The organism is Rhodococcus sp. G6(2025) (assembly GCF_058628105.1).
Window position 1 is genome coordinate 244,193 of the sequence record NZ_CP179751.1, and the last position, 24,730, is coordinate 268,922.

A 24,730-nucleotide genomic window follows, 5' to 3' on the forward strand; every position below is an offset into this window, starting at 1 on the left:
CCCGGCGACGCCGACACTCGCGGGGGTGAGACAGGGAAGGGATAAACAAGACGATGAGGACAACCACGTGGATGCCGGCGGCCGTGCTCGCCACCGCAGTGCTGTTGGCCGGCTGCAGCAACGCCGACACCACCGCCGAACCCACCGGTAAATCCGGCGGAGACCAAACTGCGACCGCGAGTGTCGATCCAGCCGCCCTCGACACCGGCAGCTACCCGACCAGTCCGGCCCCCGAGTTCGGGCGGGCCACCCAGGAAACCATCCTCGACGTCGACGGGCAGCGGCTCGCCGAGTTCACCGTCGTTCCCTTCGAGATCGACCCGGAACTGACCTCGGTGAAGATGCCCACGATGGTGATGCGCAGCGGCAAGAACCTCGGTGTCGTCCTCAGCGACGCCGCCGGGGACATCGCCCACAACCACCAGATGCTCTACGGCTACGTCTCGACCGCCGCCACCCCCACCACGAAGACGACCGACCCGTCCCGGTCCGTCGTCCAAGCCGTGATGCGGTTCAACAACCCCGAGGACGCCGACGCAACCGCCCGCGAAATCCACCAGAACCTGCTCACCGTCGACGACGGTACCGGCCTCGAGACCGCCGAAAACATCGACATCCTGCCCAACACCCTAGTCTCGACCGGACAGACGAACTTCGATGCCGGACCCGAGGTCTCAGTCAACGCGCTCACCCCCCACGGGGACTACCTGCTCTACACATGGGCGAAAGCCCCCGCCGCCGACAAGGACTGGACCGCGAAGGCCGTCGCGAAGTCCCTCCAACTGCAAGAACCGCTGATCGACCAGTTCCCGGCCACCCCGACCCGCGCCCAGAACGGTGGACAGTCCGCGCAGCTGCCCATGATCGACCAGGACAAGGTCCTGATCTACGCCCTCCCCGAAGAAGACGCCCAAGCCCAACTCGGCGACGACATGGCCGCCTACGGCCCCCGCGGGATGGCACACCGCTCCACCAACCCGCCGCTGACCTACAAGATCCTCACCGACGCCGGATCCGACCACAACGCCGTCTACAAGACCACCGTCTACCGGGCCAAAGACGATGCCGGCGCCGAGACGATCCTCACCGAGTTCTACAACGACCTTCTCGCAGAAGGCTTCACCGCAGCCCCCACCCCGCAGGGCCTGCCCGACGCGAAATGCGCCACCAAGGACACCGTCAACGGCACCCAGGACTACTGCATGGTCGCCAACGGGCGTTACGTCGGCGAAGCCAGCGGCACCGACAACAAGAAGGACGTCGATCAGCAGATCTCCGCTCAGTACCTGATCCTCGAGCACGCTGACCAGAACGCCGAATAACCAACGCTGGATACAGCTGACACCGCACCTTTTGGCTGTGGCCTCGCCGACGATGGCGAGGCCACAGCCACACTCATCTGACAGGCGGTCGTGAAACGAAGTCAACAGCGGCGAAGACTTCCGGACGCTGATCGCCGGCGAGGACGCCCACTGGCCACGGTCTGACCGGGGTCAGGCCCGATGCGCCGAGAAGTGCACCGCCCCCATACCCCGTCACCCCCGCCGACCAGGACCGCTCTCTTCACATCCCCTTGCTACCGTCGGACAGTGCGCTCATATCTCAGCAGTCGTGGCCCGTTGTACTGGAACCGGATCCAGCAAGAAGCCTGCGATCGGTGGCTCACCGACGGCAGCCGCGGATTACGAGGCATGACACGCACACCGCCACCGCTGAGCGACCATGAGTGCGCAACCCTGGTGGCGGCGCTGGTCGAAACAACGGGCGGCAGGTGGCCAGCCACGCAAGCTCGGATCGCCCGACTCCTCACCAGACTCGACATCGACGGCAACGCACCGGAAATGGCACGAAAAATCCACACGTTGATCGCCGATCCCGACTGGCCCGCCCACGCTCTCGAAATCGAATCCAGCGCCACCGAGTGGTGGCTTCAGACGCCCTTCTGATGTGAAAGCCCGCCACCAGGATTCCCGATGGTGGGCATGTCCGTCGTCTGAGCGAAATCGTGGGAATGCCTAGGTTGAGGTCGTCGCACGACTACACGTCGGTACGAGCCGAGTTCTTGCCGATGCACTGCCCCGCCATGACTGAGCATATTGGCAGTAGGAATTGTCGGCCGTGGCCACGGGTCTGGCCGCTGAATCGATGTCCCAGTTCCGGCTGTTTGACGTCCTCCCGGCTGTGAACGACCGGGATTCCTTCTGCGCCGCTGCGCGCCGCTTGGGTGGGTTCCTGTTTCACTGGGGCCCGCTTCCCTCTAGGAGGGAAGGCTGACGGCCCCTCCGCAGGCGTTTAACCACTCCGCACGTCCTGCGGCGTGGATGTTCTTCGCGGCGTTGACGTCGCGGTCGTGAACCGCTCCGCACGCCGTGCATGACCACTCCCGGATCGAAAGCGGTTTCGGGCCGCCCCGGACCCCACATTGGGAGCAGATCTGCGACGACGGAAAGAACCTGTCCACCTTGACGAAGGTGCGCCCGTAGCGGGCGGCTTTCTCCTCCACCATGCGGGTGAACATTCCCCACCCGGCGTCGTGGACCGATTTCGCCAACCGTGTCCGCGCCAGCCCCCGGACGCACAGATCCTCGACGAACACCGCTTGGTTCTCGCGGATAATCGCCGTGGAGTGCTTGTGCGCCCAGTCCTTGCGAGCGTCGGACACTCTGGCGTGGGCCTTCGCGACGCGAATACGTGCCTTGACCCGGTTGTTGCTGCCTTTCTCCTTGCGCGACAGAACTCGCTGCGCCTTGCCGAGCTTGCGTTCTGCACGGCGCAGGAACCTCGGCGAGCTGATCGTCTTGCCGTTCGACAGGACCGCGAACGTTGCCAACCCGAGGTCGATACCGACCTCCGCATCGACCGGCGGCAGAGGTTCGTCGGTGGTCTCGACCACGAACGACGCGAAATACCGGCCCGCTGCATCCTTGATGATCGTCACCGAGGACGGTTCCGAGGGCAGATCGCGGGACCAGGCGACCTCCAACTCGCCGACCTTCGCCACGTACAGCTTCCCGTTCGGGCGAATCGAGAACCCGTTGCGGGTCAGCCGGATCGCCTGCCGATTGTCCCGGCGGGACCGGAACCGTGGCGCGCCGACCTTGCGGCCCTTCCGTTTCCCGGAGAGCGAGTCGAACCAGTTTCGGTACGCCCGCCGCGCGTCCTGACACGCCTGCACCAGCACCACCGATGCGACCTCGCCCAACCAGGCCCGCTCCGGAGTCTTCTTCGCTGCGGTGACTACCTGCTTCTGCACGGCGGTATCCGACAACTTCACCCCGCACGCATACGCGTCCTGGTGGATGCGCAGGCAGTCGTTGAACACCACCCGCGCACACCCGAACGACCGGGCCAGCATGTCCTGCTGACCGGGCGTCGGATAGACGCGGTACTGGTATCGCAACTGCACACCCAAACAATAAAATTGGTCTATGGTTTCTGAACCTGAATACAGACGTGGCCGCTCCGTTGTTTCCGCCCTGCACGTCCACTTGGTCTTTGTTACCAAGTATCGGCGCGGAGTCCTCACCGACGAGATGCTGACCACCTGCGAACAGGTGATGCGCAGCGTGTGCGACGACTACGGTTCTCGGCTGGTCGAGTTCAACGGGGAGGGCGACCACGTGCACCTGCTGATCGAATACCCTCCGACCATCCAAATCTCGAAGCTGGTGAACAGCCTCAAAGGCGTCTCCGCACGCCGCCTGCGCGACCAGTACCGCGGATGGGTGAACCGACACTCGCTGAACGGACACCTCTGGTCCCCGAGCTACTTCGCCGCATCGTGCGGCGGGGCACCCATCTCGATCATCCGGCAGTACATCGAGCAGCAGCGGCAACCGCCCCGCGCTCCCGGTAGGCCGAAGTCGATGCGCTAACCCGGCCCTGAAGGACCGGGCTTGCGCGCTACGCTCCGCGGTCACGTGCCGACAGCAAGCAGCGGCGAATGCTCACCGAAATCGCTGCGTACCGCGAAGAGCACGGCAACGCGCTGGTGCCCACGAACTATGTCACCGCCGACGGCGAACAGGTAGGTCAGGTCAGTGGCTGTATCGGGCGGTCAAAAAATGACGTGCCGGCGCATTGCCCGACGAGGAGCGTCGTCCGCTCGCCGCTCTCGGGGTCTCCCCCGGTCCACGGCCGCGGGGTCCACGAACGTCGGCACCGCACACCGGAGCGGGAGTCCATCGCCGCACCCGGCGGCTTTCGGCTCAGGCGCGGAGTTGAGCGCGAATCCGCTGGCTGCACATCCGTTCCCGCAGATGAACTAGCGCTCTCTTACGCCGGGGGCAGCGATGGTGTCCACCACTGCCCCCGCGGCCCGAACCCAGGGGTGGGTGTCGTTAGCAGGAGTGCAGGACCTGGCTCATCGCGTCCTTCTCAGCCTGAGTCACCCATAGCCGGTAGAGCGCTTTGACGTCGATCTGCCGCGAGACATAGGTGCAGCGGTAGCTCTTGTTCGGCGGCAACCAGGATGCGGCGTCGGAATCGGACTTCTGCGAATTCGTGGGGCCGTCGACCGCCTGCAGGTTCCGTGGGTCGTTGGCCAGGTCGCGGCGCTGCTCCGGGCTGAGCTGCTGGGCACCCTTCTGCCACGCATCCGAGAGTGCGACGACGTGGTATCCGGTACTAGGAGTGTTGTGCCGTTCACATCATCGACATGGGTGTAGTTCATTGGCCATCCTCGTCACTGGTACGCGTATCGGACATTGGCATGCGATGCCGACGACATCGCTGACACACCGGACGGCAATCCCGAGACCGAGGCGTTGAGCGCGTTAGCGTGGTCACGTCGAAGGAGACCAGATGGCGTCCACTCAACGTGTGATGACCGGTGGAGAGACGACGTGGACGGTGGTGTCCGATTCCCACACACTCGTCGAACCGATCGAGCAGTATCTGGAATTCGCTCGTCAATCGGAGTTCTCTCCAAACACCATCAAAACGTACGCGCGTGGTCTAGCGCTCTGGTGGTCCTACCTGGAGAAGTCCGATCGGCAGTGGGATACGGTCCAGCTCAGCGACTTCGGCCATTTCCTGATGGCCGTGCGCACCGGCCAGTTCGACCCGTTCGTCCGGCAACTTCATCCGGAAGCGACTGTCACAGAAGCGACCGTGGCGATCCGCATACGACCGGTGATGAGCTTCTACCGATACCATGCCGCGTTCGGCGTCGATGCCGCATCGTTCCTCTACGAGCACGTGCGATCACGACCGGCTAGGTATATGCCGATTCTCGAACATATTGCTCGTCGAAATGCTCAGCGACGGACAGCTATCCGCGTGAGACTCCGAAACCGGCAGACTCCACTGCTGGAGCCGGACTCCATCGATGCCCTGATCGCAGCCGAGGCATCTTGCGCGCCGACCGGCGACTGGTCAGGAGATCTGCGGTACCGATTTCTCTGGACCTTGCTGGCCGAGACCGGCATGCGAATCGGTGAAGCACTCTCACTTCAGCATCGAGACTGGAACACCAGCCGTGGAGACACGGCATCGGTTGCCATCGTGCCACGACCACACCCCCACGGGCTGATACCGAAATCCGGCTACCGCAAGGTCTTCGTCGGCAGCCGCCTCGACCGCCTCTACGGCGATTTCGTGTGGTGGCTCTGCGAGCACGGCGCAGACGGTGTAATCGACGACTGGGACAGTGGATACATCTTTTGCAACACCCGACGCGAACCGCTCTACGCACCGCTGCGCGGCGAAAGTGTGTATGCGCACCTGCGGGCGATGAAGCGGAAGGTGCCGCAGCTACCGGAGGCGATGACGCCGCATTGGTTCCGTCATTCCCACGCCACCGCACTGCTGCTCGCGGGAACACCTCTGCATGTGGTCAGCAGGCGCCTTGGGCACCGAGACGTGCAAACCACGATCAACAGGTATGGGCACGTCACCGAGGACGCTGAGCTGGAAGCGCTGGCGAACTGGCGCGACGTCGTATCGGGATGGGAGACGAAAACCGATGTCCCGTAGCCCAAGACGCGAGCCCGGGCCAGAACCTAAACGTCTCGAAGGCCGCGACCTGCGGCTGCCTGTCTCGGAGATGTTCGACCCCCTTCGGGCACGGCAGCTGTGGGATTCACTGCCCGAGCCATGCCGCAGCGATCATTTCGACAAGAAGAACATGCCCGACATCTACGCCCCCGCGGTCGCCGAGCGCAGTGTGGGAGGAGGACCATGGACGTCGGTAGCCCTGAACTTTCGCTCGCTGCCGGAACCGATGACCTGGGAGCTGGCCTGGCTGATCCACCGGGAGGTGGAATTGGGCAGAATTATCCACCCGACGCACTTCAACGCCACCACAGGAATCCTGCGCGCCGCTACTGGCTATGGCGGGAAGACTGCCCGGTCAGCGGAGTCATTGCTGCACCTCACCCCCGAACAGTGGCTGAGAGAGGCGCAGCGGGCGCAGTTGCGCGGCCTGCAGCGCGGGACCAGCAACGACAGCAAGGCTCTCCACCGTTTGCGTCGCCTGCAGGACATTCTCGTCTACCCCTACCATCAGGGCCCGTGGTGGCAGCTGAACCTGTGGAATCCACAACTCGACCCCCGCGTTCCCCAGCGTGAACACGAACCGATGAGTCACCACAGCGCCAACTTCAGTCGACTGAGCAGTGACTGGCTCCGTGAGGGAGCCAAACTATGGCTCTCGGAGAACCTCGAGAACGGCCGCTACAGCTGGAGCACGATCAAATCGCGTCTCGACGCACTCAAATGGCTTCAACGCCATCTCGACACGGTCGGCGACGCCGGCCCCACCCTGACCAGCGACCCCTCCGCTTTCCGGCCGTTCGTGCGGGGATTCTGCGAGATGCTACGCACGCACACCGTCACCACCGGAAAGAACAAGAACCAGCTCCTGGGCAAGAATCCGCGCCGAAACATCATGACCGCAATCGAGCAGTTCTACCAATGGATGTTTGACCATCGCGACGAAGCGTCCCACACGCTGGGCCAACCCGAATGGCGGCTGCTGCGCCCCGAGCACTGCGTGTTGTTCCGGCCCGAAGACAAACCACGCCTGACCAACAAGCGACACGACGATGACATGGTCCTCGAAGACGCGGTGGTCACCAGAATCGCCGCCGGCGCCGAACTGCTCGCGAAGCCACGCACCGAGGGTGGCCTCGGTGACATTCAGGCCTTTCACATATTGATGCTCCTCATTCGCACCGGACGCCGAGTCAACGAGATCCTCATGATGGACTTTGACCCCTTGATCCCACTCCAGAGGACATCGAAGTCGCCTCCCGACACGGTCGACAGCGCAGACTTCGTGGCCCGCCTGCGCTACCAACAGACGAAGATCGAATCCGCACACCCCGCCTCGATCCCGGTCGACGCCGAAATCGTCACCGTCATCAGGGCTCAACAACAGGTCGCCCGAGAGCACATGGCGCGAGTCGGCAGACCAGATCAGACCCCCAGATACCTTTTCCTGAGACGTATTCAGAACCGCAACGGCACCGCGTCCTACCCGATGCCCACGTTGCATACGCACCTGGCCGCACTCGCGGATCGCTTGGCGATCACCGACAGTGCCGGACACCCGGTAATGATCAGTAAGACACACCGCTTCCGACACACGGCCGCCACCAACCTGCTCAACGCGGGCGTTCCATTGCACGTGGTGATGAGATACTTCGGACACGTCAGCCCGGAAATGACCATGCATTATGCGGTGACGCTGTCGGAAACCCAGGAGCGTGAATTCCTGCGCTACAAGAAGGTCACCAGCGACGGCCGAACCCCGGGGATCGACACCTCGGATCTCTACGACTTCCTCAAGCTCGACAGCCGGGCCGATCGCGTTCTGCCGAACGGTTGGTGCACCCTCCCACCGAGGCAATCCTGCGACAAGGGAAACGCGTGCTTGACCTGCCCGAAGTTCGTCACTGATGCCACCCACGCCGCCGAACTCTCCCGGCAACTCGAGGAAACCCAGCGGCTCATCGAGATCCGCAAGGAGACATTTGCGGCCCGCTACGGAACGCAGATGAGCGAGGACAACGTCTGGCTACAAGGCCGCACCGACGAGGTCACCTCACTCAACCAGATCCTGCTCGCGATCACCGACACCGCCGACCAACACGGAATCCGCGGCGCCGGAGTCCGAGACCAGACCGCCTGATAGGAGTCGACATGTCCGAACACCTCCAGCGAGCTGCGCGCCTCCGACACGACCAGGCCATGGCACGCGCCACCGACGCACTCCGCGAGCTCTCCGCCGCGGGCCAGCAAATCACCTTCGTGAGTGTCGCCCGCAGGGCGCATCTCTCGACCGACTTCCTCTACAAGCACAGCGACCTCCGCCGAAAGATCGAAGACCTTCGCACCTCGACCGGTCACCGCAGCACGGGCCCCGACGCAGCACCCGACGAGCAACCGACCACATCCTCCGCAGTCCGCGCACTGGCCACCCAGCTGAAGGAAATCCGCAGCCGCCACCACGCAGAAGTGCTGGCGCTCCGCCAAGCCCTCGCCGCCGCCCACGGCGAGAATCTCACACTCCGCCGCGAAATAGCCCAGCTCAGACCGCTCTAACTACACGGCGGTCATACGGCCCCCATCGGCCAGGGCAATGCCTCGATGCCGCGCTTACCTACGACCGGTTCCGGCGTCATCGGCATGTCGATGACACTATGACCTGGGCTTATTCGGGGATATATCGTCGAAGTGACGGATACGACGTGATCGATCTGCACCGCGGTGGAGGTGTCCTGGCCGCGGACGAACGCGATGGTGGTGCCGGTGTAGGTGTCGTGCAGGGTGCCGGTCGCCACGACACAGTCCCGCGTACTGGTTTTGTAGGTCAGGTCGACCAGGTCGCGGCGGAGGATGTCGTTGCGGGTGTCGCAGCCGTTGCGGCCGCCCTCGACGCTGTCGTCGTCGGACCACGGCGGGCCGAACTGTTCTCGCGTGTAGCCGGTCTTGGGGGCGCGTCCCTTGACCGCCAGGGTGTCGAGCTTCGCCAACGCCGGTGCCGCATCGAACGCCGGCGCGGGGGTGGCCGGGGCGCCGCCGAGTGACCCGGTTCCCGGATCCGCATCGGCGATGGCCGAGCACCCCGACAGACCGAGGACGGATACCGCGGCGAGAGCGAGGAAAGCGGCCCGGGGGCGATGACGCATTTGTCTGTTCTCCTGTTACCTGTGGGGCTGTTGTGATTGCAGTATTGCGGGTGCCTCTGACAACTGTGCGAGTGCCACCGATTGAGGCGCACCCGGTGACGGAGTGGTATGAAGCCCGTCGATGATGCCGGATGTTGCACCCCGAGCCGCCAGAGTAGGAGGGTAGGGCAGGAAATGTTCGAAATTGTCCGGCAGCCTGCTGGACAATTTCTACAAGGCTGGAACCAGCTTGCTGCTACTCGCGTCCAAGCGAGTATGACGATGCGCCACGATGACCCGAATCTCGACGCCTGATCCCGGCCCGGTGCTCGCCTATGTCTACCGGACAAATCATTAGCACTCCACCATGGAGAGTGCTAAATTCGTTATACTCGGTGACACGACCAGTGAGAAGCCGCTGGGCCCAGTCACAGTCGCCGGTTACAGGTGCAGTGCACTTGCTACCGGGTTGGTGTAATTCGAGCGCCGCCGCCGTAGCGCCCCTTCGGGCGCCCACGACCTGCGGCCGACCAATGAAGTCGCGGAAGCACTCTCGACCTACACGTGCGGCAGCAATGCCATCTCTCGCGCCGGATGCACGTAGAGCATGCGCCCACCTCCGCCTGTTCAGACCACCACTCCCCGCGCAAGGCTCCGCTGGAGTAGTACGGCCTAGCCTTCAGCTGTGGGCGAACTCCCGCGGACCGGCCTCCAGGTCTTCGACGTCGCAAGAAGGAAACGCGCTCACTCGGCGCGGCGCCGGCGCGGTTTGCGGATATCGGTGCGCGCGCCCTGACCCGGCCTGTTGTTCGCCCACTCAACGATTTCCGAGCGCTTCCACAGCGGGGTGCGGCCGATCTTCTCCACCGGCGCCGGCGCTTGCCCTCGGGAGACGTACCCGCGGAACGTCGAGACCGACAGCTCGGTACCGGTTTCCTCCTTGATCAGGTCGACAACCTGATCGGTGGTCAGTCGATGCGGGTTGGCCATCTAGCGAGAGCCCTTCCTGTTCATCGCCCGTCGACGATGCGGCGAGTAGTCCGGTTGCAGCCCGGCGGTCGACCCGGCAGACCGACTGCGATACGACGCCAGGCGGTGCGGAACTTTCCTCGGAATGACCCTACAACGGCATGCTGTAATGCCCACGCACGCGTCCGGGGGTCCGGTATCGGTCCATACGACCGGATCCCACTCGTGGGACGGATGTTTTCGTAGTCGCTACCGCAGGGGTGTGGCCCGGCATCGGGGGGTGATGCCGGGCCACAGGGGGTGTTCTGGAAACAAAATTGGGGGGATGTTCACCAGAACGCCCATCAGTCTAATGACCGCCCGGGACGATTACGTCGCGGGGTCAGGCGGATCCGGGACAGCACGCTTCCCGAGGTTGCCCGTTCTCCCGGACGAGGAGATGGCAGGCATCTCGCGTCCCAAGTCACGCCCGGCTGCACCTCCGTGCGGCTGCGGACTCGACGCCGAGCGCGACGAACGCCAGTCGGGATCATCGAGTGGATCGTTCCTGCCATATTTGGCTGCGCTGCCGTCGATGTCGAGTCGAGCCAGGGGGCGTTTGATTTCGGATCCGAGTGACCAGCCCCCTGCCGCTGTTGCTTCGACTGTTGCTTCGACCAGCGCGGCATATCTGGGTTGCGCACTCGATGTCCATTGAGTGGTGGAGACGGTCATTCATTCCCTTGCAGTCCGCGGCTGGCCGCGATGCGGAGCAGGTCGCCGCTTCTCACTGGATCCGAGTGCAGCGCATTGGGCCACGGGTACCTCACGCGATGACCACCGCCGGGCGGTAGGAACACGGTGGATGGGTCAGTCCTGGTCGGCGGCGGTGACGGCCGCTGCGGGGCACCAGTGGGTGACCTCGAGACTTCCCAGCTTGTTGCCGGTGGGGATGGTGAAGGTGCAGGATGCGAGCCATTCGCCGCGGGAGGTGCGTGCCCAGGCATGGAGCATCCCTGGGACTTGGACGTCGAGGTCAAGCCCCTCTGCGCGGACTCGGAGGGGAAGGTCGTTCGCGGCGCGGCCGCCGTGGTGTGCCATTGCGGCAGAGACGTCGATGGTCACCGGCCGCGGTGGGCGCACTTCCCGCCACGGTTTCGGGTCGTACACGGCTTTCCATCGTTCGAACATATATGGCTCTTCTGACCTTTTGATGGGTGATCTCCGCGAGCCTGATAGACGCAACGCCCTCCCTCGCATAGGTTTTGGTTTGCGAAGACAAGACCTAAGGGAGAAGGCGTTGCGCGCTGCCAGAATACTGCAGAAACTGCTAGGAATCGACAAGGCCCGGATAATCGGTATCGAATTCACGGACGACGAACGAGGGCCGGTGATCCTGGTGACCCTCGAGCCGCACGCCTCGGTGCGATCCCGCTGTCCGCATTGTGAACAGCGCTGTCCCGGATACGATCGCCCGAATCGACCTCGACAGTGGCGTCATCTGGATATGGGCGGCACGCGGTGCTTCGTACAAGCTTCGGTGTCGAGAATTCGATGCCCCGAGCACGGCGTGGTGACCGAGATGGTGCCGTGGGCACGGCCGGCTGCGAACATGACCAGGGCATTCGACGACAACGTGGCGTGGTTGGCCGCGCACAGTCCAGCTACGTCGGTGTGCGAGTACGCCCGAGTGGCGTGGCGATCTGTGACCAGGATCGTCACCCGCGTCGTCGGCGACGCTGTCGGACGTACTGATCGGCTCCAAGGGCTGCGGCGCTTGGGGATCGACGAAATCGCCTACCGGAAAGGTCACCGATACCTCACCGTGGTGGTCGATCATGACACAGGCCGACTCGTATGGGCGGCCGAAGGGCACAACGAGAGCACCTTGAATCGATTCTTCGACGAGTTGGGTGAAGAACGCACAGCTCGTCTGACGCATATCAGTGCTGATGCTGCGAAGTGGATCGCCTCGACCGTGCGCAGTAGGGCGCCGCAGGTGAAGCGGTGTATGGATCCGTTTCATGTGATTCAGTGGATGACGCGGGCTCTGGACCGGCTGCGGTCGCGTGTGTTGTCGCGGTTGTGGGGGTTCACCGACCGGGATCGACGGCACCTGCGGTGGGCATTGTTGAAGAACGTCGAGAATCTCACCCCCGCGCAGATATCAGTCCGAGCAAAGATCCTCGAGGATAGAAACAGCGAACTGTGTCGAGGATATGTCCTGAAAGAGCAACTGCAACATGTCTATTCCGGATCGAAGAAGAGGGCCTCGGTACGACTGCGAGTGTGGGTGCAGATGGCCCAGGATAGTGGGATCCCGGAACTTGTAGGCCTGGCTAAGAGCATCGCTCGCTATCGGCGCGAGATCCTCAACGCAATCGAATACGACCTGTCCAATGCCCGCGTCGAGGCCAACAACACCCACCTGCGGTCGCTGACGAAGCGATCCTACGGATTTCACAGCCCAGAGGCCTTGATTGCGATGGCGACACTTACACGAGGAGGGGCGTGCCCACCTCTTCCGCAACGTTAATCGCCCACCAAAGGGTCAGGACGGCCACATATATTCGACTCTAGTGTTACCTTTGGTTGTGCCGCCAGCGGTTGGTGAGGGAAGCGCCGACCGCTGGCCGGCCAGCCTGCGGACTCCCTCCGAGGCTAAATGTCGGTGGGACGATCTACTCTGACGACCGCGACGAGCAACAGGTCGCCACTCACTGCCCAGACCGGTGATCCGATCACGGTCCTGATCTGCGGTATTCCGCGGATCGGCGCGTGTGTGGCGGCCTGTTTCTCTTTGCGATCTGCGGGTGAACCCGCCATCACTCGGCCCGCACCTAAAGGGCCCACTCATTGGGTAGCTGTACCGATCCGCCTCCGGCAGGCGATACACAGCGCAGGAGGGGGTTGCTTCCATTCAACTGAGCCCGTTTCCGACCAAGGAGTTCGCCATATGTTGGACCTGGGATTTTTCTCTTCCTTCCCTCAGTTCACCGACGCCTGGGTGGCAATAAGCATGTGGTGGCAGTCGCTTCCATTCAACTAACCCCGGAGGTGATGACGGTGATTACGATCCCCCCTGAGGTTCCCCCCGAAAAGTGGACACCGAGTTAGCGGGACTCCAGTCCCGCTGGAAGGATGTCCGTATGCCTCCTCGCAAGCGTCGGTCGTTCACGGCCGAGTACAAGGTCGAGGCCGCCCATCGTGTGATCGATTCCGGCCGTACCATCGCAGAAGTGGCCCGGGAGCTGGGCCTGAACGAGAGCCTGTTGGGTGAGTGGGTCAAAGTCGAGCGCCGCAGGATCGCTGCCGCCGAGGTCCATGGAGAAAAACCTCTGGACACGGCCGAACGCGCCGAGTTGCTGCGACTGCGACGGCAGGTCGGCGAGCTCGAGAAAGACAACGCTTTCCTGGTAAAAGCCTCGGCGTACTTTGCTGCGATGCAGAAGAATCGACCCGGTTCGATCTGATGGTGAAGTACGCCGGCCCCGACGACATTGCGGAGACCGCCGGTACCGCCGCACCGGAAGGTGAGCGCTTTTCGATCACGCGGATGGCGCGACTGCTGACAGTGTCCACATCTGGCTACTACCAGTACATCAAACGCAGAGCTACCACGGTGCTGACGCCGAGACAGCAGCGTCGCGCCGACCTCGAAGTCAAGATCGTCGAGATCCACAAGGATTCGAAGGGAACCTACGGGTCTCCGCGGGTCACGGCCGAGTTGCGTGCTCACGGCGAGGTGGTGAACAAGAAGACGGTGGCCAAGATCATGGCCTCGATAGGCATGGAGGGCATCAGTCCGCGCACGTTCAAGGTCAAGACGACGGTGGTCGATCCGCAGGCGTCGTTCCCGCCGGATCTGATCGAGCGGCACTTCGACCAGGGCCGACTCGATGCCGTCTGGCTCACCGACGTCACCTATCTCACCTCCGGTGAAGGAAACATGTTCTTGTGTGCAATCCGGGACGGCCATTCGCGGAAAGTGTTGGGATACAGCATTTCTGATCACATCGGTGCCGAGATGGTCACGACAGCCATCGACCGCGCCGTGGCTGCGCGCGGTGGGTGGTGTCGTCAGACGATCCTGCACTCGGACCGGGGTGGGGAATACACGGCTCACCTGACCGCGGCCGCCTGTTTCCGGCACGGGTTGCGTCGGTCGATGGGTGCGACCGGGATCTGCTGGGACAACAGTCCTTCCGAATCGTTCTGGTCGACCTTCAAGCACGAGGAATACTATCGGCACGTCTTTGCGACGAAGTCTGATCTCGTTGCCGCAGTTGACAGCTGGATCATCTTCTACAACACTGTCCGACGACACTCGGCAGTGGGAATGCAAAGCCCCGACAGCTACGAGAAGTCACTTCGGGCGGCAGTCGCCTGAAGCAGGTAACCCCCTTGTCCACCGTTCGGGGGGAACCTCACCCGTACGGGTTGGGCGACAGCTGGATGGTGTGGACACCTTGGCTGGTGCCCATCGTTCTCTGGTGGAACTTGCCAACGGACACGTCAGACTCCTTGTAGGCGGTCAGTTCGCTCCGGTTGGGCGGACACGGTTTCTCCGGATCAGTGGACACGAGAATTCCGGGTCGGCGGCCGCGAAACAGCTGATTGACACGCTGGCGTAAATACCGGACGGGGTTCCTTCGCCCGAGTTGGCTTGGTTTGCCGCGCAAACCAACCGACCGAAGGAACCCCATGACCAAGTGTGCCAGGGAAGTGATGGAGATCTTGGAAGCCTACGACCTGACCCAGTGTGCGCATTCGGCGGCGCAGCTGGTCGGGTGTGACGAGAAGACGGTGGCCCGGTATGTCGAGCTCCGCGACGCCGGCCGCGACCCGGCCGAGCGTGCGCGTCGCGCACGCTCGATCGACCCGTTCCTCGGGAAGATCGAGGAGCTGGTGGAGGCCTCACAGGGCCGGATCCGGGCGGACGTGGTGCACGACAAGCTCACCGCGATGGGCTTCGATGGCACCGACCGCACCACCCGCCGCGCGGTCGCCGAGCTCAAGGCGACCTACCGGGCCGGGCACCGCCGAAAGTATCGGCCCTGGATCCCTTCTCTGAACTAACGGCCAGGCGCCGTTCCTGCTGTGGGTGGCGACTATTGGTCATGTTCCTGGCTGGTGGGAGTGGTCGGGTGGTGTGGGGTTGTCGCGGTGCGGCCGGCGAGTTCGCGGAAGCCGGGGATACCGAGTGCGACTGTGGCGTTGCCTCTGGCGATGGCGGTGCCGATCTCGGCGAGTTTTTCCCTAGTCGCGGCGAGGCTGACCCGGAGTCCTTCGGCTTCCCCGACCCAGCCTTTGTGCTCGGCTTCCGCGATGCGGGTGATGAGGTTGTCGCGGATGTCGACCAGGCGGTGTCGTTGGGCTGGATCGACCCTCAGCAGTGGACATCGAACGCAACTGTGCTCGTGAATGCAGCCGGTGCCGTATGCGCGGCCGCAGTCGCCCAGCGCCAGTCGTCGCCGCTCGAAGTGGCCAAGGAACTCCTCCCATTCGGCGTCGGTGGGTCTGCGGTATTCCTCGCTGGGCCGCAGGGCTCGGCGACGGGCGATGAAGGCGCGGTGTCCATCGATAGCTTCCTCGGGATAGACGGCCTTGTAGCCCATGGTGGTGTTGATGTCGCGGTGGCCGAGTATCAGCTGTGCAATGTGGGGCGGCATCCCGTTCATCACTGCGTCGGTGGTGAACAGGCGGCGGAAGTCGTGGGGCGCGAAGTCCAACGGTCGGCCCGCCGTATCGGTGAGCCCGGAGCGGGCCAGGGCGCCGCTGATCAGGTCGCGGACACCGCCGATGGGGATCGGCCGGGTCTCGAGGCCAATGGCGCGTTGGAATAGCAGCGGCATCGGTGGGTTCCAAACCTTCTCGTGGTGGTCGTAGGCGACCACCAGAGGGACACTGCCGTCGCTGCCGCGGACGCGACAGACGACCGCCGACAGCACATCGGCCAGTTCCGGTGAGATCACCAGCAGGCGTTCCTGATCGGTCTTCGACGGCGGAATCTGTAGTAGCGGAATGAGTTCCCCGGTGTGAGGTGTTCGGTATTGGACCAGGCTTGGGTGGGTCAGCTCGGTGAGCTCCTCGACCCGGATGCCGGTCATCCGCAGGACTTCGATGGCGGCCCACGCCCAGAAGGCGTTGTCCTCTTCACGGTTCAGGTCACGTCGTCGACCGGTGTCGGGTTCTTCGGCCCAGGTGCGGGGCGAGTGCCGTTTCAGGCGTGCGCGCCGCAGTGTGAGGCCCTCCACGGTGAATTGCTCGCCAGGCTCGACCGTCCGGGCTGCCTCGAGGCGGGCCGCGGCTGCCTTTCGTTCTCGTTCGACGACAGTGGCCAGCGCGGGCAGTGCGGGCAGGCGTTCCCTGGTGCGCTGGTCCATGCGGGACTTGCGGCGAGAAGTCATCTTCCGGTGCTGCACGTCGGCGGCCCGGATCGGGCACGGCACCGCCCACGGTCCCCAGCGGGCTGGGTCGTCGACGGCCCATTGCGCCAGGTCGAGGTAGAAGCAGCGCACGGTGATCAGGATGTCGGCCGCGGAGTCGCGTTCGACCGTCGTCTCGATGACATCGCCGTGTTCGTTTCTCGACCGCACCGTGCGGGTGCGGATTCGTTGTTTCCACCCGGCGGCGACCTCGGGGGTCAGCTGCAGCGAGTCGATTCCCGGGTGGTGTCGTTCCAGGTCCTTCCAGAACCACAGGGTCAGCGTGGTGGCCAGGTTGGTCAACGTGCTGTAGTCGACGGCGGGTTGCCGTTCGCGCAAGTAGTCCACCAACAGCTCACGCACCGGGCGACAGGCCAGGTCGTAGCGGTCGACAAGCTGCTCGACCGACAGCCTGCCGACGAAAAGGCGCTGAACATGCGCACCGTTGGCGGCGCATCCGCGGGGAAGGCCCCGATCGAATGCAGCAGCTGGTAGAAGAGCGGGCTGTGCCGACCGGAGCGGTTGGGTCCGGGGAACACCTCTCGGCTGGTCTGCATCAATTCGATGCAGTCGCCGGGGGTGACGTCGGCGACCGTGCCGCCCTTGGCGGCCATCATCAGCGCCACCCGCTCGATGGCCGGGACCATCGTCGCATCGCCCACCGTGCTCGACGTGCGGACCGCCCGCAGCTGCGCGAGGCCATGACGATCGCGGACTTTGGCCATCTCGTTGGCGATGCGCAGCGGCGAGGACGTGGCCATCAGCCAGCCCAGCGACGGGCGCACGTAGTCGCCACCGATGAGCTGGATCAGCCCCATACCCAACAGCCTGTGGACCGAGCGGGGCTGCTCGCCGAGCAGCCCCGCCTCGTCCAGGTCGGCGAGCAGCTTGACGCGCCAGTCCCGGTGACCGTCGATCCCGGCGCCGGTGGCGTTCCACCGCTGCTGCCACGACGAGCCCGGATACAGCTCAAGCCAGTCCAGCACCGTCTGCAGCGACTTCTTGCGGTGGTAGCGGGCGTTCGAGTCCTCGGCCCGAAATGGTCCGCCCGCCAGTCGGGCTTCGACGGTGTCGCGGCTCTGCCGGGTTGCCGTCCACGAGGTCGGCGCCGGCCGGGGCGGAAATTTCTCACGCAGCACCTCCGCTTCCCGGCTGAGCTGCCATGTTCTCATGTTCCCGGCGCTGGAAACGGTTGCCGTCGTCATGACGTCCCCCGCCCGAACAGCACGTCCAGGCTGTCCTGCCGATATCTCAGCAGCGGTTGCTCGGGTGCGGGTAGCGGCTCGGTTCGTCGTCGGTGGTGGGCCAGCACCGCCTCGACGACGTCTTCGGGAGTCGGATTGACGTAGATCTGAGTTGTGGTCAGCGACGAGTGGCCAAGCACCCACTGCACGTCGGTGATCGGCATCTTCGGGTCGCGGGCCAGCCGGTAGGCCGCGGTGTGACGCAGGTCGTGGAGCGACCAATTCGACCCCAGCAGCGCGTTCGCACGGCCGAACATCGCCCGGGCGGCGTGGTAGTTCAACGCACGATACGGCCGTCTCAGCGTCCACCACACCGGGTCATCCGGTCCGGCGGGCACCACGCCGTGTGTCTGCTGCTGGTAGAGCCGCAACCACACGAACGCGTCCGGCGACGCGGGGACCTGTTGCATCGCCCGTGACCCCTTGCGCACCACTGTGATCAACTGCCCGCCAGGATCGACGCCGCCATGCAGCACTCCCAGCAGTTCCGACGCTCGAACGCCGGTGGATACCCAAAACGCGACCAACGCCCGGTCCCGGTCACACGACAAGCGAGCGAACAACTCATTGAACAGCGCGTCAGGAATCTGCCGAGGGATCCGCTTGACCTGCCGGGGCCGATACAGACCGGCGCGCTGCCGCTGAAACGGGTCCATCTGGTTGTGATGCGCATTCGGGCGACCGGACCGGGCCAGCGGAAACGGATTCGCCAACGGCCCGGTACCGGCCTCCACGTGGAACGCGTAGAAGCCGCGCAGCACCGTTTCGGAGTGCGCCACGGTCGCGACGGCGTAGGTGCGACCCGGCGAGCTTTTGCCGGTCACCGGGTTAAGCGTCGGTGTCGCCGCCGGTGCAGGTTTGTCGGAGGAACGCCAATGCGGCCGAACGGGTTTGGTGCTCATCTGAATCCATCGGGAGAAGTCTCGCGCCTCGGCCCTCGTCGCCTCCTGCCACGCGACCTCCACTGCCGACAGGAAACGGAACCACCGAAGCAGGTCCATCCCGTAGGAACGCTGCGTTGCCGTCGACCGGCCCGCCGCCTGCAGTTCGGCCAGATACGCCGTCACCGCGCCCACCGGCTCACCACAAGCATCGACCAACCGAAACGGCTCCCACGGATCGCCGGTGGACACCAACGACCCGACCAGCTCGACCCTCAACGACTCCAGATTCCGATTTCCATCTCGTGATTCAGACATGGTCAGGCAACATAGCCGGGCCTCACAGCGACCAGCTCGAAGAACACGAACCCACACTCCGGTAGTTCAGTCAACACACCGGAGCCGGGGATGTGGCTGCAGTTCGATTGGGGCGAGGGCCCGCGGGTCGGTGGCCGGCGAACCCAACTGTTCTGCGCATGGTTGTCGTGGTCGAGGTTTCGGGTGGTGGTGCCGGCGTGGGACCAGCAGCTCCCGACGTTGATCGCCTGCCTGGACACCACGCTGCGCCGGATCGGTGGGGCACCGACGTATCTGCTGACCGACAATCCCCGAACCGTCACGATGGACCGGATCGCCGGCGTCCCCGTCCGCCACCCCGACATCGTCTCCGCAGGAAAGCATTACGGCTGCGTCGTGCACACGTGTGAACCGTTCGACCCGGAATCGAAGGGCGGCGCCGAGCATACGGTCAAGATCGCGAAGGCCGATCTGGTGCCGACCGAGGCGAACCTGCTCGAGGAATACCCGAGTTTCGCCGAGCTCGTCGACGCATGTGAGCGGTGGTGCGAGAAGGTCAACGCCCGCCCGCATCGCGCCGTCGGGGCCGCCCCGGCCGAGCGGTTGGCCACCGAACACGGCCGGCTGCACGTGCTGCCCGAGGATCCGCATCTGCTTGCCCTCGGTGAGGAGCGCCTCGTCGGCTTCGACCAGACCGTCAGCTGGGGCAACGTGCGGTACTCGACCCCGGACGGGCACCAAGGGACGAAGGTGTGGTGCCGGGTCACCGGCGACGAATTGGTGATCGTCGCCCGCACCGGAGGCGGTGTCGCGGAGATCGCCCGCCACCGACTGTCCACCCCGGGGAACCCAAGAATCGTCGCCGCGCATTACCCGCATCACCCCGATGACGGATCGGTGCTGCGCCTGCCCAAACCCCGCCCGCGCACCGCGGCCGAGATCGACTTCCTCGCCCTCGGCGAGGGTGCACACCGCTGGCTGACCGAGGCCGCCGCCGGAGGGGTCGTCCGGATCCGCCACAAGATGGCCAGGGCAGTCGAATTCGCCCATGTCCTCGGCGCCGGACGGGTCGATCAGGCATTGGCCGTGGCCGCGGTGGCGGGCCGGTTCGGCGACGGGGATCTCGCCTCGATCCTTGACCACCTTGCCGCCGCCGTCCAGCCCGGACCTGTGGTTGTGGTCGACGAAACCCACACCACGTGGGCCCGGCACCGCCGGATGGGGCCGGGTGGGCGCATGAACAGCAATTCGGCGCCGCCCCTCCCGGACGAGCTGGCCAAGATCTGCACCCGCATGAGGCTGCCGTATCTGCGCAAGGCCGCCCCCGACGTGCTCGCGACCGCCCGGGCCCAACGCTGGGACCCGGCCGAGGTGGTGCGGGTGCTGCTGCAGGAGGAAGTCGTCGGCCGGGACGCCGCCACCCGGCGGATGCGCCGCAAGAACGCGAAATTCCCGACCGGCAAGACGTTCTCGTCGTGGCGCCCGGAGGAGTCCTCGATTCCCGAGGCCACCCAGAACGCGCTCACCACGCTCGAATGGGTGCACCGCCGGGAGAACCTGGCCGTGTCCGGAGCATCCGGGACGGGGAAGAGTCATTTCGTCGAAGCGCTCGCGCACGCGGCGATCGAGGCCGACCTGCGGGTGCTGTGGTTCACCCTCGAAACCCTCACCCAAACGGTGAACAAGGCGAAGGCCGACGGATCCGTCGCCCGGACGGTGGCGAAAGTCTGCTCCTGCGATCTCGTGGTGGTCGATGACATCGGCATGCTGCCCGCCGGGCAGGACGCCGCCGAGGCGTTCTACCGCATCGTCGACGCCGCATACGAGCGCCGCTCGGTCGCCGTGACGTCGAACATCCACCCCTCGGGATTCGACACGATCATGCCGAAGACCCTGGCCACCGCTACTGTCGATCGGCTCCTGCACCACGCCCACGTCATCGTGACCAAGGGCGATTCACACCGCCTCGCCGACGCCCTCGCCGGCAAGGGCGTGCACCCACTCGACTAACGACGCGGACCAACGGCACCGGCCGCCACCGGTCTTCAACGACCGCACATCCGGAACTTTGACGTCCACAGATCCGGAGATCTCATGTCCGCCCGCCCGGACTTCCTCGTGTCCGTTGACAGAACTCCTGGCAAAGGTGAATAAGTAATGGACTGGAACTACTTCATCCACCCGGACATCTATCAGTGGATCTACTGGCTGGACAGCATGGGTCTGTTGTGGTGGTTGCCGTGAGCATCCGTCGGCGCTAACCCTCTCGCGAGGGTTCTTCGAGGGAACGGTGACTGCGACCAGGGCCCCGGTTGCAACGATCGCGATAACGACGGCCAGCAGCAAGGGAGCGAGACCTCGGACGCGGTCACCGCCCCGACAGCCGCGGCCGCGAAGGCGAGCACGGCGAGCACCCAGAGTGCGCGGGCCGCCACTGCCTGGTCTTTGAGCAGGGCTGCCGAGCCGCCGACGACCAGCAGGGCGCCGAGCCAGAGGGTCCAGGTGGTCATGGGTGGCGCGGGTCCTTCCGACGTTCGGCGATTCTCATGGGACAGGGTGTCATGCCGGCGGTGGTCGAGCAGGCCGGCGGGTGGAGATGAACGAGCCGCATTCTCGGGGTCCGGAATCGTAAAGGTCGCCCGAGCTGCGCAAATGGGCGCACAATCGGCCCATGCGGGCTGATCGCGCCGATGTTGGCCACCCCGGGTGAACCACCGGAGCAAATGGACGGTGCCTGGGCCGCGGAAATGAAGTACGACGGCTGCCGTCTCTTGGTTGCGGTCGGCGGCGATGAGCCACCGGGGTTGTGGACCCGCAACCTCAACGTGGTCACCTCCTCGTACCCGGAGGTGGCCGAGGCGTTGACCGACGTGTTCGGCGGTCGCGGCCGCATCGTGCTCGACGGCGAGGTCGTGGCCCTCGTCCAGGGTCGGCCGTCGTTCGCGCGTTTGCAGAAGCGGATGAATACCCTGCGCCCGTCCACGGCCGTGCGGCGGCAGGTGCCGGTGACATACCTTCCGTTCGACGTTCTCCGGCTCGACGGTGGAAATCTGATCGCGGCCCCGTACCTGGAGCGCCGCGCCGCTCTCACCGACCTCGGCCACGAGTTGCACGGCGCCGGCCTGCCCCTTCAGGTCCTCCCGCACTGGGTGGGCGTGGAGAGCGCTGTCATTCTGGAGGCCGCGCAAAATGCGTCGATGGAAGGTGCGCTTTTAAGAAAGTGTCGTCGACGTACCAGCCCGGCAAGCGCGCCCGGTCGTGGCGGAAGGTGTTGTTGCGCACCAGAAGCTCTGCCCTGGTGATCGGCTGGATCCCTGGAGGCGGTGTACAGCGCCACATGGTCGGTTCTCTCGTCCTCGGCGCCTACGATGACCAGGGCGTCATTCGCTACGTGGGCAATGTCGGAACCGGATTTTCGATGGCCGTGCGCCGCCAGCTGAAGGAGAAGCTGGCCACCCTCGAACGCCGCACCAGCCCACTCGAAACAGAGGCCGCGGCCGCGGAGGAGCACGGGATCGTGCGCTGGGTCGAACCGGTGATCGTCGTGGACATCGCGTACCACGGCTCCAGTAATTCGGGCGGGCTGAGGCATCCCAGCTCGGGCAACGAGGAGACCTGGATCCTGGTTCGATCACCCGGGATTCACTGTGACGGAGTGTATCCGGGAAAAGGGAAGCCGCCGGCACCTTCCCCGGCGTCAGCGGCTCCTCATCCCTTTCCGGGAACGCTACGCAATGTAGGTCTTACCCGGTTCGGGGTGACAGTGACGACATATCGCCTCTCGGCAAGTGGTCGCTCGCAGCGACTTTTCTGGTGTGGTACCCGGGGCGTGAGCGCCACCGTCAGCCTCTTCAACAGCGGACGAGGTGGTGGGTATCCCGACGGGGGCCCGGCCACTCCCACGGGCGACCGGTCACCACGTCACCGGCCGCGGCGTGCTCGGCGCGGCACCACCGTGCGAGCAGGGCGCGGGCCTGCGGTTCGGTCGCGACGACGGCCACCCGGTCGAGGACACCCTCGTCGATCCCGGTATCTCGCCTCGCTCGACCATCACACCGGGCCCACCCTGCGGCAGCATGACCCCGACGAACTTTCGACGAGGACCGACTCGGTTCACGCGTCGACGCGGTGTCGGGAGAGCAGGGGACGGAAGACATTCGCCGCGAAGACGAGGAACACCACTGCGACGACGCCCAGCACGACGACCTGACCGACCGAGCCGGCCGGATCCGAACGGGCCACCATGACCGCGGCCATGGACACCACGGACGGCGGAACCAGCACGAACCAGCCGAGCACCGCGTACAGCGCCTTGGGGGCGGACGGTGTCCGGCGGAAGAGGGCGACCGCCGAGACGATGGTGGCCGCACGATACCGAGGTCGAGCAGCACGATGGACCAGAAGAACGTGCGCGCGTCGGCGAATTCGGCGGGCATCGTGCCGCCGAGGATAGGGCCGAGATATCGCGACACCACGAAAGCCCCAGCGCGAGCAGGATCACGCCGTAGGTACGTTGCTTGGCCGGTGTGGTGTCCGGCAGCGAACGGGTGTCGGTGATCGTCCAGCCCCCCACGGCGAGCACTGTCCCTGCCGCGAAGACGCCGAGGTCGAACAACACCACGGCATTGAAGGCCGGTATTCGGGGCCGAGCACGTACTGAGCGAACATGTAGGCGGTGTAGGCGGCCGGGCCGAATGCCATAGGGCCGGCGGCGCGGTGGCCCGCGCAGCGCCAGCACTGCGGCGGCAATGCTCAACGGGGCAACCAGAGCGAGGGTGACGATCTCGAGGCCGATCAGCTGGTTCTGCAAGGTGGTCGAGATCGGATAGTCGATTAGGCCGAGGCCGAGTGGTCCGAGAAGCGAATTGAGGACCAGCACACCAGCGAGGAGGAACATCCCGGTCCCGAATACGGCGTGCCGGCCCGGCGGCGCCGGGCGTGAGCCGGTGTTGCCGCCTGCCGAACGAATATCTGTCAACGTGTGTGACCTTCCGGACCCGAGTGTTCGCGTCAGTATGCCCAGCCGGTCTGCCAGCCCGCACCGCAACGTGGGATCGGACAGGTCGATGCGGTCAGGGAGTGGGCGGCTTTCCTGAAGCAGCGAGGACCACGCTTCACAAGCGCAACGCGAGGAATGGCCCATCCTCGCACCTCGAGAACCGGTCACCAGAAGATGCGCCGAGTTGGCGACTGTGTCGCAGGCTCGAATCCTGCTCGCCGGCCGCGCGGCGATCTTCGGGTCGTTCAGAGGTTCTCGGCGTCACGACCGGCGGTGCTGTTGCGCAGTTGCGGGGTCGGTGGGGTGCACCAGATCACTGCGGCTCCGGTAACGAGGTAGAGCACCTGCAGGAAGTGAAACCCGCGAATAGAGGCGATCTCCGCAACGATCCACACCACCATGATCACCCCGGAGAGGATGCCAGCCGCCTGCCATCCCACGCTTCGTTTGATCATCGCCGAGGCGGCGAACAACGAACTGCCTCCCACAACGGCCAGCAGAATCACCCCGGGGAAGTAGAGACTGTCGAAGTCGGTGTGCTCAATCCATGAGGGTTGTTCCGGGATCGTGCCGGTCATCAGTGCGATTCCCCCGCCGACTGCCGAGAGGCCATTGAAGAGCAATAATCCGAGAACGAATTTACCGACTGTGCTCATACGCGGCCATCGTATGCCCGGAACCGCAACACCGCCTCCCACCGGGTTGCTCATTCGATCACCCCATCGAAGACGTCACCGTCGTTGACGTTGACCCGCAGATGGAACGCTTCCGTGTTCGGGGTGTCAGCGATTGATGAAGCCGTTCAGGTCACCCCGTTGAG

General features: G+C 64.7%; 19 protein-coding genes and 5 pseudogenes. 13 read left to right on the top strand and 11 right to left on the bottom strand.

Annotation, left to right across the window (positions count from 1 at the left end):
* Positions 1–53: 53 nt before the first annotated feature.
* Positions 54–1,322 carry a DUF7373 family lipoprotein gene (locus tag ACLIVD_RS38170; protein WP_491933175.1) on the top strand — a complete coding sequence of 423 codons (1,269 nt, stop codon included), beginning with the start codon at positions 54–56 and terminating at the stop codon, positions 1,320–1,322.
* 369 nt (positions 1,323–1,691) lie between these two features.
* On the top strand, positions 1,692–1,946 hold the full coding sequence (locus tag ACLIVD_RS38175; RefSeq protein ID WP_491933176.1) for a hypothetical protein: 255 nt from the start codon (positions 1,692–1,694) through the stop codon (positions 1,944–1,946).
* A 311-nt stretch (positions 1,947–2,257) separates the two neighbouring features.
* Here ACLIVD_RS38175 and ACLIVD_RS38180 read toward each other — a convergent pair whose 3' ends face one another.
* A complete protein-coding gene (locus ACLIVD_RS38180; RefSeq protein WP_491933177.1) occupies positions 2,258–3,406 on the bottom strand; it encodes an RNA-guided endonuclease InsQ/TnpB family protein in 1,149 nt (382 codons plus the stop codon).
* 22 nt (positions 3,407–3,428) lie between these two features.
* Between ACLIVD_RS38180 and tnpA the strand changes: the two genes are divergently transcribed.
* Positions 3,429–3,875 carry an IS200/IS605 family transposase gene (tnpA, locus tag ACLIVD_RS38185; protein ID WP_491933178.1) on the top strand — a complete coding sequence of 149 codons (447 nt, stop codon included), beginning with the start codon at positions 3,429–3,431 and terminating at the stop codon, positions 3,873–3,875.
* 41 nt (positions 3,876–3,916) lie between these two features.
* A pseudogene (locus tag ACLIVD_RS38190) lies at positions 3,917–4,224 on the top strand (helicase associated domain-containing protein); the annotation flags it as partial.
* A gap of 119 nt (positions 4,225–4,343) precedes the next feature.
* Here the strand turns inward: ACLIVD_RS38190 and ACLIVD_RS38195 are convergent.
* Positions 4,344–4,616: pseudogene (locus ACLIVD_RS38195) on the bottom strand (HNH endonuclease family protein); the annotation flags it as partial.
* Between the two features lie 238 nt (positions 4,617–4,854).
* Here ACLIVD_RS38195 and ACLIVD_RS38200 point away from each other — a divergent pair.
* The 3 genes from ACLIVD_RS38200 (at position 4,855) to ACLIVD_RS38210 (ending at position 8,547) form a co-directional block, all read left to right on the top strand.
* Positions 4,855–5,976, top strand: coding sequence for a tyrosine-type recombinase/integrase (locus ACLIVD_RS38200; RefSeq protein ID WP_491930897.1), 1,122 nt, complete (start codon positions 4,855–4,857; stop codon positions 5,974–5,976).
* Between the two features lie 151 nt (positions 5,977–6,127).
* A complete protein-coding gene (locus tag ACLIVD_RS38205) occupies positions 6,128–8,134 on the top strand; it encodes a tyrosine-type recombinase/integrase (RefSeq protein WP_197487936.1) in 2,007 nt (668 codons plus the stop codon).
* Positions 8,135–8,145: 11 nt separating this feature from the next.
* Complete coding sequence (locus ACLIVD_RS38210; RefSeq protein ID WP_061042815.1) at positions 8,146–8,547, top strand: DUF6262 family protein; 402 nt, start codon at positions 8,146–8,148, stop codon at positions 8,545–8,547.
* A 131-nt stretch (positions 8,548–8,678) separates the two neighbouring features.
* Here ACLIVD_RS38210 and ACLIVD_RS38215 read toward each other — a convergent pair.
* The 3 genes and pseudogenes from ACLIVD_RS38215 to ACLIVD_RS38225 all read right to left on the bottom strand — a co-directional run.
* Positions 8,679–9,134: pseudogene (locus ACLIVD_RS38215) on the bottom strand (HNH endonuclease); the annotation flags it as partial.
* A gap of 723 nt (positions 9,135–9,857) precedes the next feature.
* Positions 9,858–10,103, bottom strand: coding sequence for a helix-turn-helix transcriptional regulator (locus tag ACLIVD_RS38220; protein WP_105422118.1), 246 nt, complete (start codon positions 10,101–10,103; stop codon positions 9,858–9,860).
* 828 nt (positions 10,104–10,931) lie between these two features.
* Positions 10,932–11,252: a hypothetical protein gene (locus ACLIVD_RS38225; protein WP_164061854.1), complete on the bottom strand. Its 321-nt coding sequence runs from the start codon at positions 11,250–11,252 to the stop codon at positions 10,932–10,934.
* Between the two features lie 109 nt (positions 11,253–11,361).
* Between ACLIVD_RS38225 and ACLIVD_RS38230 the strand changes: the two genes are divergently transcribed.
* The 4 genes and pseudogenes from ACLIVD_RS38230 to ACLIVD_RS38245 form a co-directional block, all read left to right on the top strand.
* The gene (locus ACLIVD_RS38230) at positions 11,362–12,597 is read left to right on the top strand and encodes an ISL3 family transposase (protein WP_491930712.1); all 1,236 of its coding nucleotides are present in this window, start codon (positions 11,362–11,364) and stop codon (positions 12,595–12,597) included.
* A gap of 613 nt (positions 12,598–13,210) precedes the next feature.
* On the top strand, positions 13,211–13,534 hold the full coding sequence (locus tag ACLIVD_RS38235) for an IS3 family transposase (protein ID WP_005563490.1): 324 nt from the start codon (positions 13,211–13,213) through the stop codon (positions 13,532–13,534).
* Positions 13,534–14,451, top strand: a complete 918-nt coding sequence (locus ACLIVD_RS38240) for an IS3 family transposase (protein WP_491933067.1) — start codon at positions 13,534–13,536, stop codon at positions 14,449–14,451. The genes ACLIVD_RS38235 and ACLIVD_RS38240 overlap by 1 nt, the downstream gene beginning before the upstream one ends.
* A 314-nt stretch (positions 14,452–14,765) precedes the next feature.
* A pseudogene (locus ACLIVD_RS38245) lies at positions 14,766–15,125 on the top strand (IS21 family transposase); the annotation flags it as partial.
* Between the two features lie 47 nt (positions 15,126–15,172).
* On the opposite strand, the gene ACLIVD_RS38250 reads toward ACLIVD_RS38245, so the two are convergent.
* The 3 genes from ACLIVD_RS38250 to ACLIVD_RS38260 are packed head-to-tail and all read right to left on the bottom strand — an operon-like array spanning position 15,173 to position 18,932.
* The gene (locus tag ACLIVD_RS38250; RefSeq protein ID WP_491933180.1) at positions 15,173–16,837 is read right to left on the bottom strand and encodes a tyrosine-type recombinase/integrase; all 1,665 of its coding nucleotides are present in this window, start codon (positions 16,835–16,837) and stop codon (positions 15,173–15,175) included.
* Entirely contained in the window at positions 16,789–17,694 is a 906-nt protein-coding gene (locus ACLIVD_RS38255; RefSeq protein WP_491933181.1) for a hypothetical protein, read from the bottom strand. Before ACLIVD_RS38255 ends, ACLIVD_RS38250 begins: the two co-directional genes overlap by 49 nt.
* Complete coding sequence (locus ACLIVD_RS38260; protein WP_167121235.1) at positions 17,691–18,932, bottom strand: tyrosine-type recombinase/integrase; 1,242 nt, start codon at positions 18,930–18,932, stop codon at positions 17,691–17,693. Before ACLIVD_RS38260 ends, ACLIVD_RS38255 begins: the two co-directional genes overlap by 4 nt.
* Positions 18,933–20,147: 1,215 nt before the next feature.
* On the opposite strand from ACLIVD_RS38260, the gene istB reads away from it, so the two are divergent.
* Positions 20,148–20,921 (top strand): IS21-like element helper ATPase IstB, encoded by a 774-nt coding sequence (gene istB / locus ACLIVD_RS38265; RefSeq protein WP_029537648.1) that lies wholly within the window; start codon positions 20,148–20,150, stop codon positions 20,919–20,921.
* A 191-nt stretch (positions 20,922–21,112) separates the two neighbouring features.
* Here the strand turns inward: istB and ACLIVD_RS38270 are convergent, their stop codons facing one another.
* Entirely contained in the window at positions 21,113–21,421 is a 309-nt protein-coding gene (locus tag ACLIVD_RS38270; RefSeq protein WP_491933182.1) for a hypothetical protein, read from the bottom strand.
* Between the two features lie 180 nt (positions 21,422–21,601).
* Between ACLIVD_RS38270 and ACLIVD_RS38275 the strand changes: the two are divergent.
* A pseudogene (locus ACLIVD_RS38275) lies at positions 21,602–22,562 on the top strand (ATP-dependent DNA ligase).
* A gap of 462 nt (positions 22,563–23,024) precedes the next feature.
* Here ACLIVD_RS38275 and ACLIVD_RS38280 read toward each other — a convergent pair.
* Both ACLIVD_RS38280 and ACLIVD_RS38285 read right to left on the bottom strand, forming a co-directional pair.
* Positions 23,025–23,210 (bottom strand): hypothetical protein, encoded by a 186-nt coding sequence (locus ACLIVD_RS38280; protein ID WP_491933183.1) that lies wholly within the window; start codon positions 23,208–23,210, stop codon positions 23,025–23,027.
* Positions 23,211–24,155: 945 nt separating this feature from the next.
* Positions 24,156–24,566 carry a hypothetical protein gene (locus ACLIVD_RS38285; protein WP_491933185.1) on the bottom strand — a complete coding sequence of 137 codons (411 nt, stop codon included), beginning with the start codon at positions 24,564–24,566 and terminating at the stop codon, positions 24,156–24,158.
* Between the last annotated feature and the right edge of the window lie 164 nt (positions 24,567–24,730).

Excerpts from the sequence above, each read along its gene's own strand:
- ACLIVD_RS38170 (WP_491933175.1), top strand. The coding sequence starts at position 54 with ATGAGGACAACCACGTGGATGCCGGCGGCCGTGCTCGCCACCGCAGTG.
- ACLIVD_RS38175 (WP_491933176.1), top strand. The coding sequence starts at position 1,692 with ATGACACGCACACCGCCACCGCTGAGCGACCATGAGTGCGCAACCCTG.
- tnpA (WP_491933178.1), top strand. The coding sequence starts at position 3,429 with ATGGTTTCTGAACCTGAATACAGACGTGGCCGCTCCGTTGTTTCCGCC.
- ACLIVD_RS38205 (WP_197487936.1), top strand. The coding sequence starts at position 6,128 with ATGCCCGACATCTACGCCCCCGCGGTCGCCGAGCGCAGTGTGGGAGGA.
- ACLIVD_RS38210 (WP_061042815.1), top strand. The coding sequence starts at position 8,146 with ATGTCCGAACACCTCCAGCGAGCTGCGCGCCTCCGACACGACCAGGCC.
- ACLIVD_RS38220 (WP_105422118.1), bottom strand. The coding sequence starts at position 10,103 with ATGGCCAACCCGCATCGACTGACCACCGATCAGGTTGTCGACCTGATC.
- ACLIVD_RS38225 (WP_164061854.1), bottom strand. The coding sequence starts at position 11,252 with ATGTTCGAACGATGGAAAGCCGTGTACGACCCGAAACCGTGGCGGGAA.
- ACLIVD_RS38235 (WP_005563490.1), top strand. The coding sequence starts at position 13,211 with ATGCCTCCTCGCAAGCGTCGGTCGTTCACGGCCGAGTACAAGGTCGAG.
- ACLIVD_RS38240 (WP_491933067.1), top strand. The coding sequence starts at position 13,534 with ATGGTGAAGTACGCCGGCCCCGACGACATTGCGGAGACCGCCGGTACC.
- ACLIVD_RS38255 (WP_491933181.1), bottom strand. The coding sequence starts at position 17,694 with ATGACGACGGCAACCGTTTCCAGCGCCGGGAACATGAGAACATGGCAG.
- ACLIVD_RS38260 (WP_167121235.1), bottom strand. The coding sequence starts at position 18,932 with ATGTCTGAATCACGAGATGGAAATCGGAATCTGGAGTCGTTGAGGGTC.
- istB (WP_029537648.1), top strand. The coding sequence starts at position 20,148 with ATGAACAGCAATTCGGCGCCGCCCCTCCCGGACGAGCTGGCCAAGATC.
- ACLIVD_RS38270 (WP_491933182.1), bottom strand. The coding sequence starts at position 21,421 with ATGACCACCTGGACCCTCTGGCTCGGCGCCCTGCTGGTCGTCGGCGGC.
- ACLIVD_RS38285 (WP_491933185.1), bottom strand. The coding sequence starts at position 24,566 with ATGAGCACAGTCGGTAAATTCGTTCTCGGATTATTGCTCTTCAATGGC.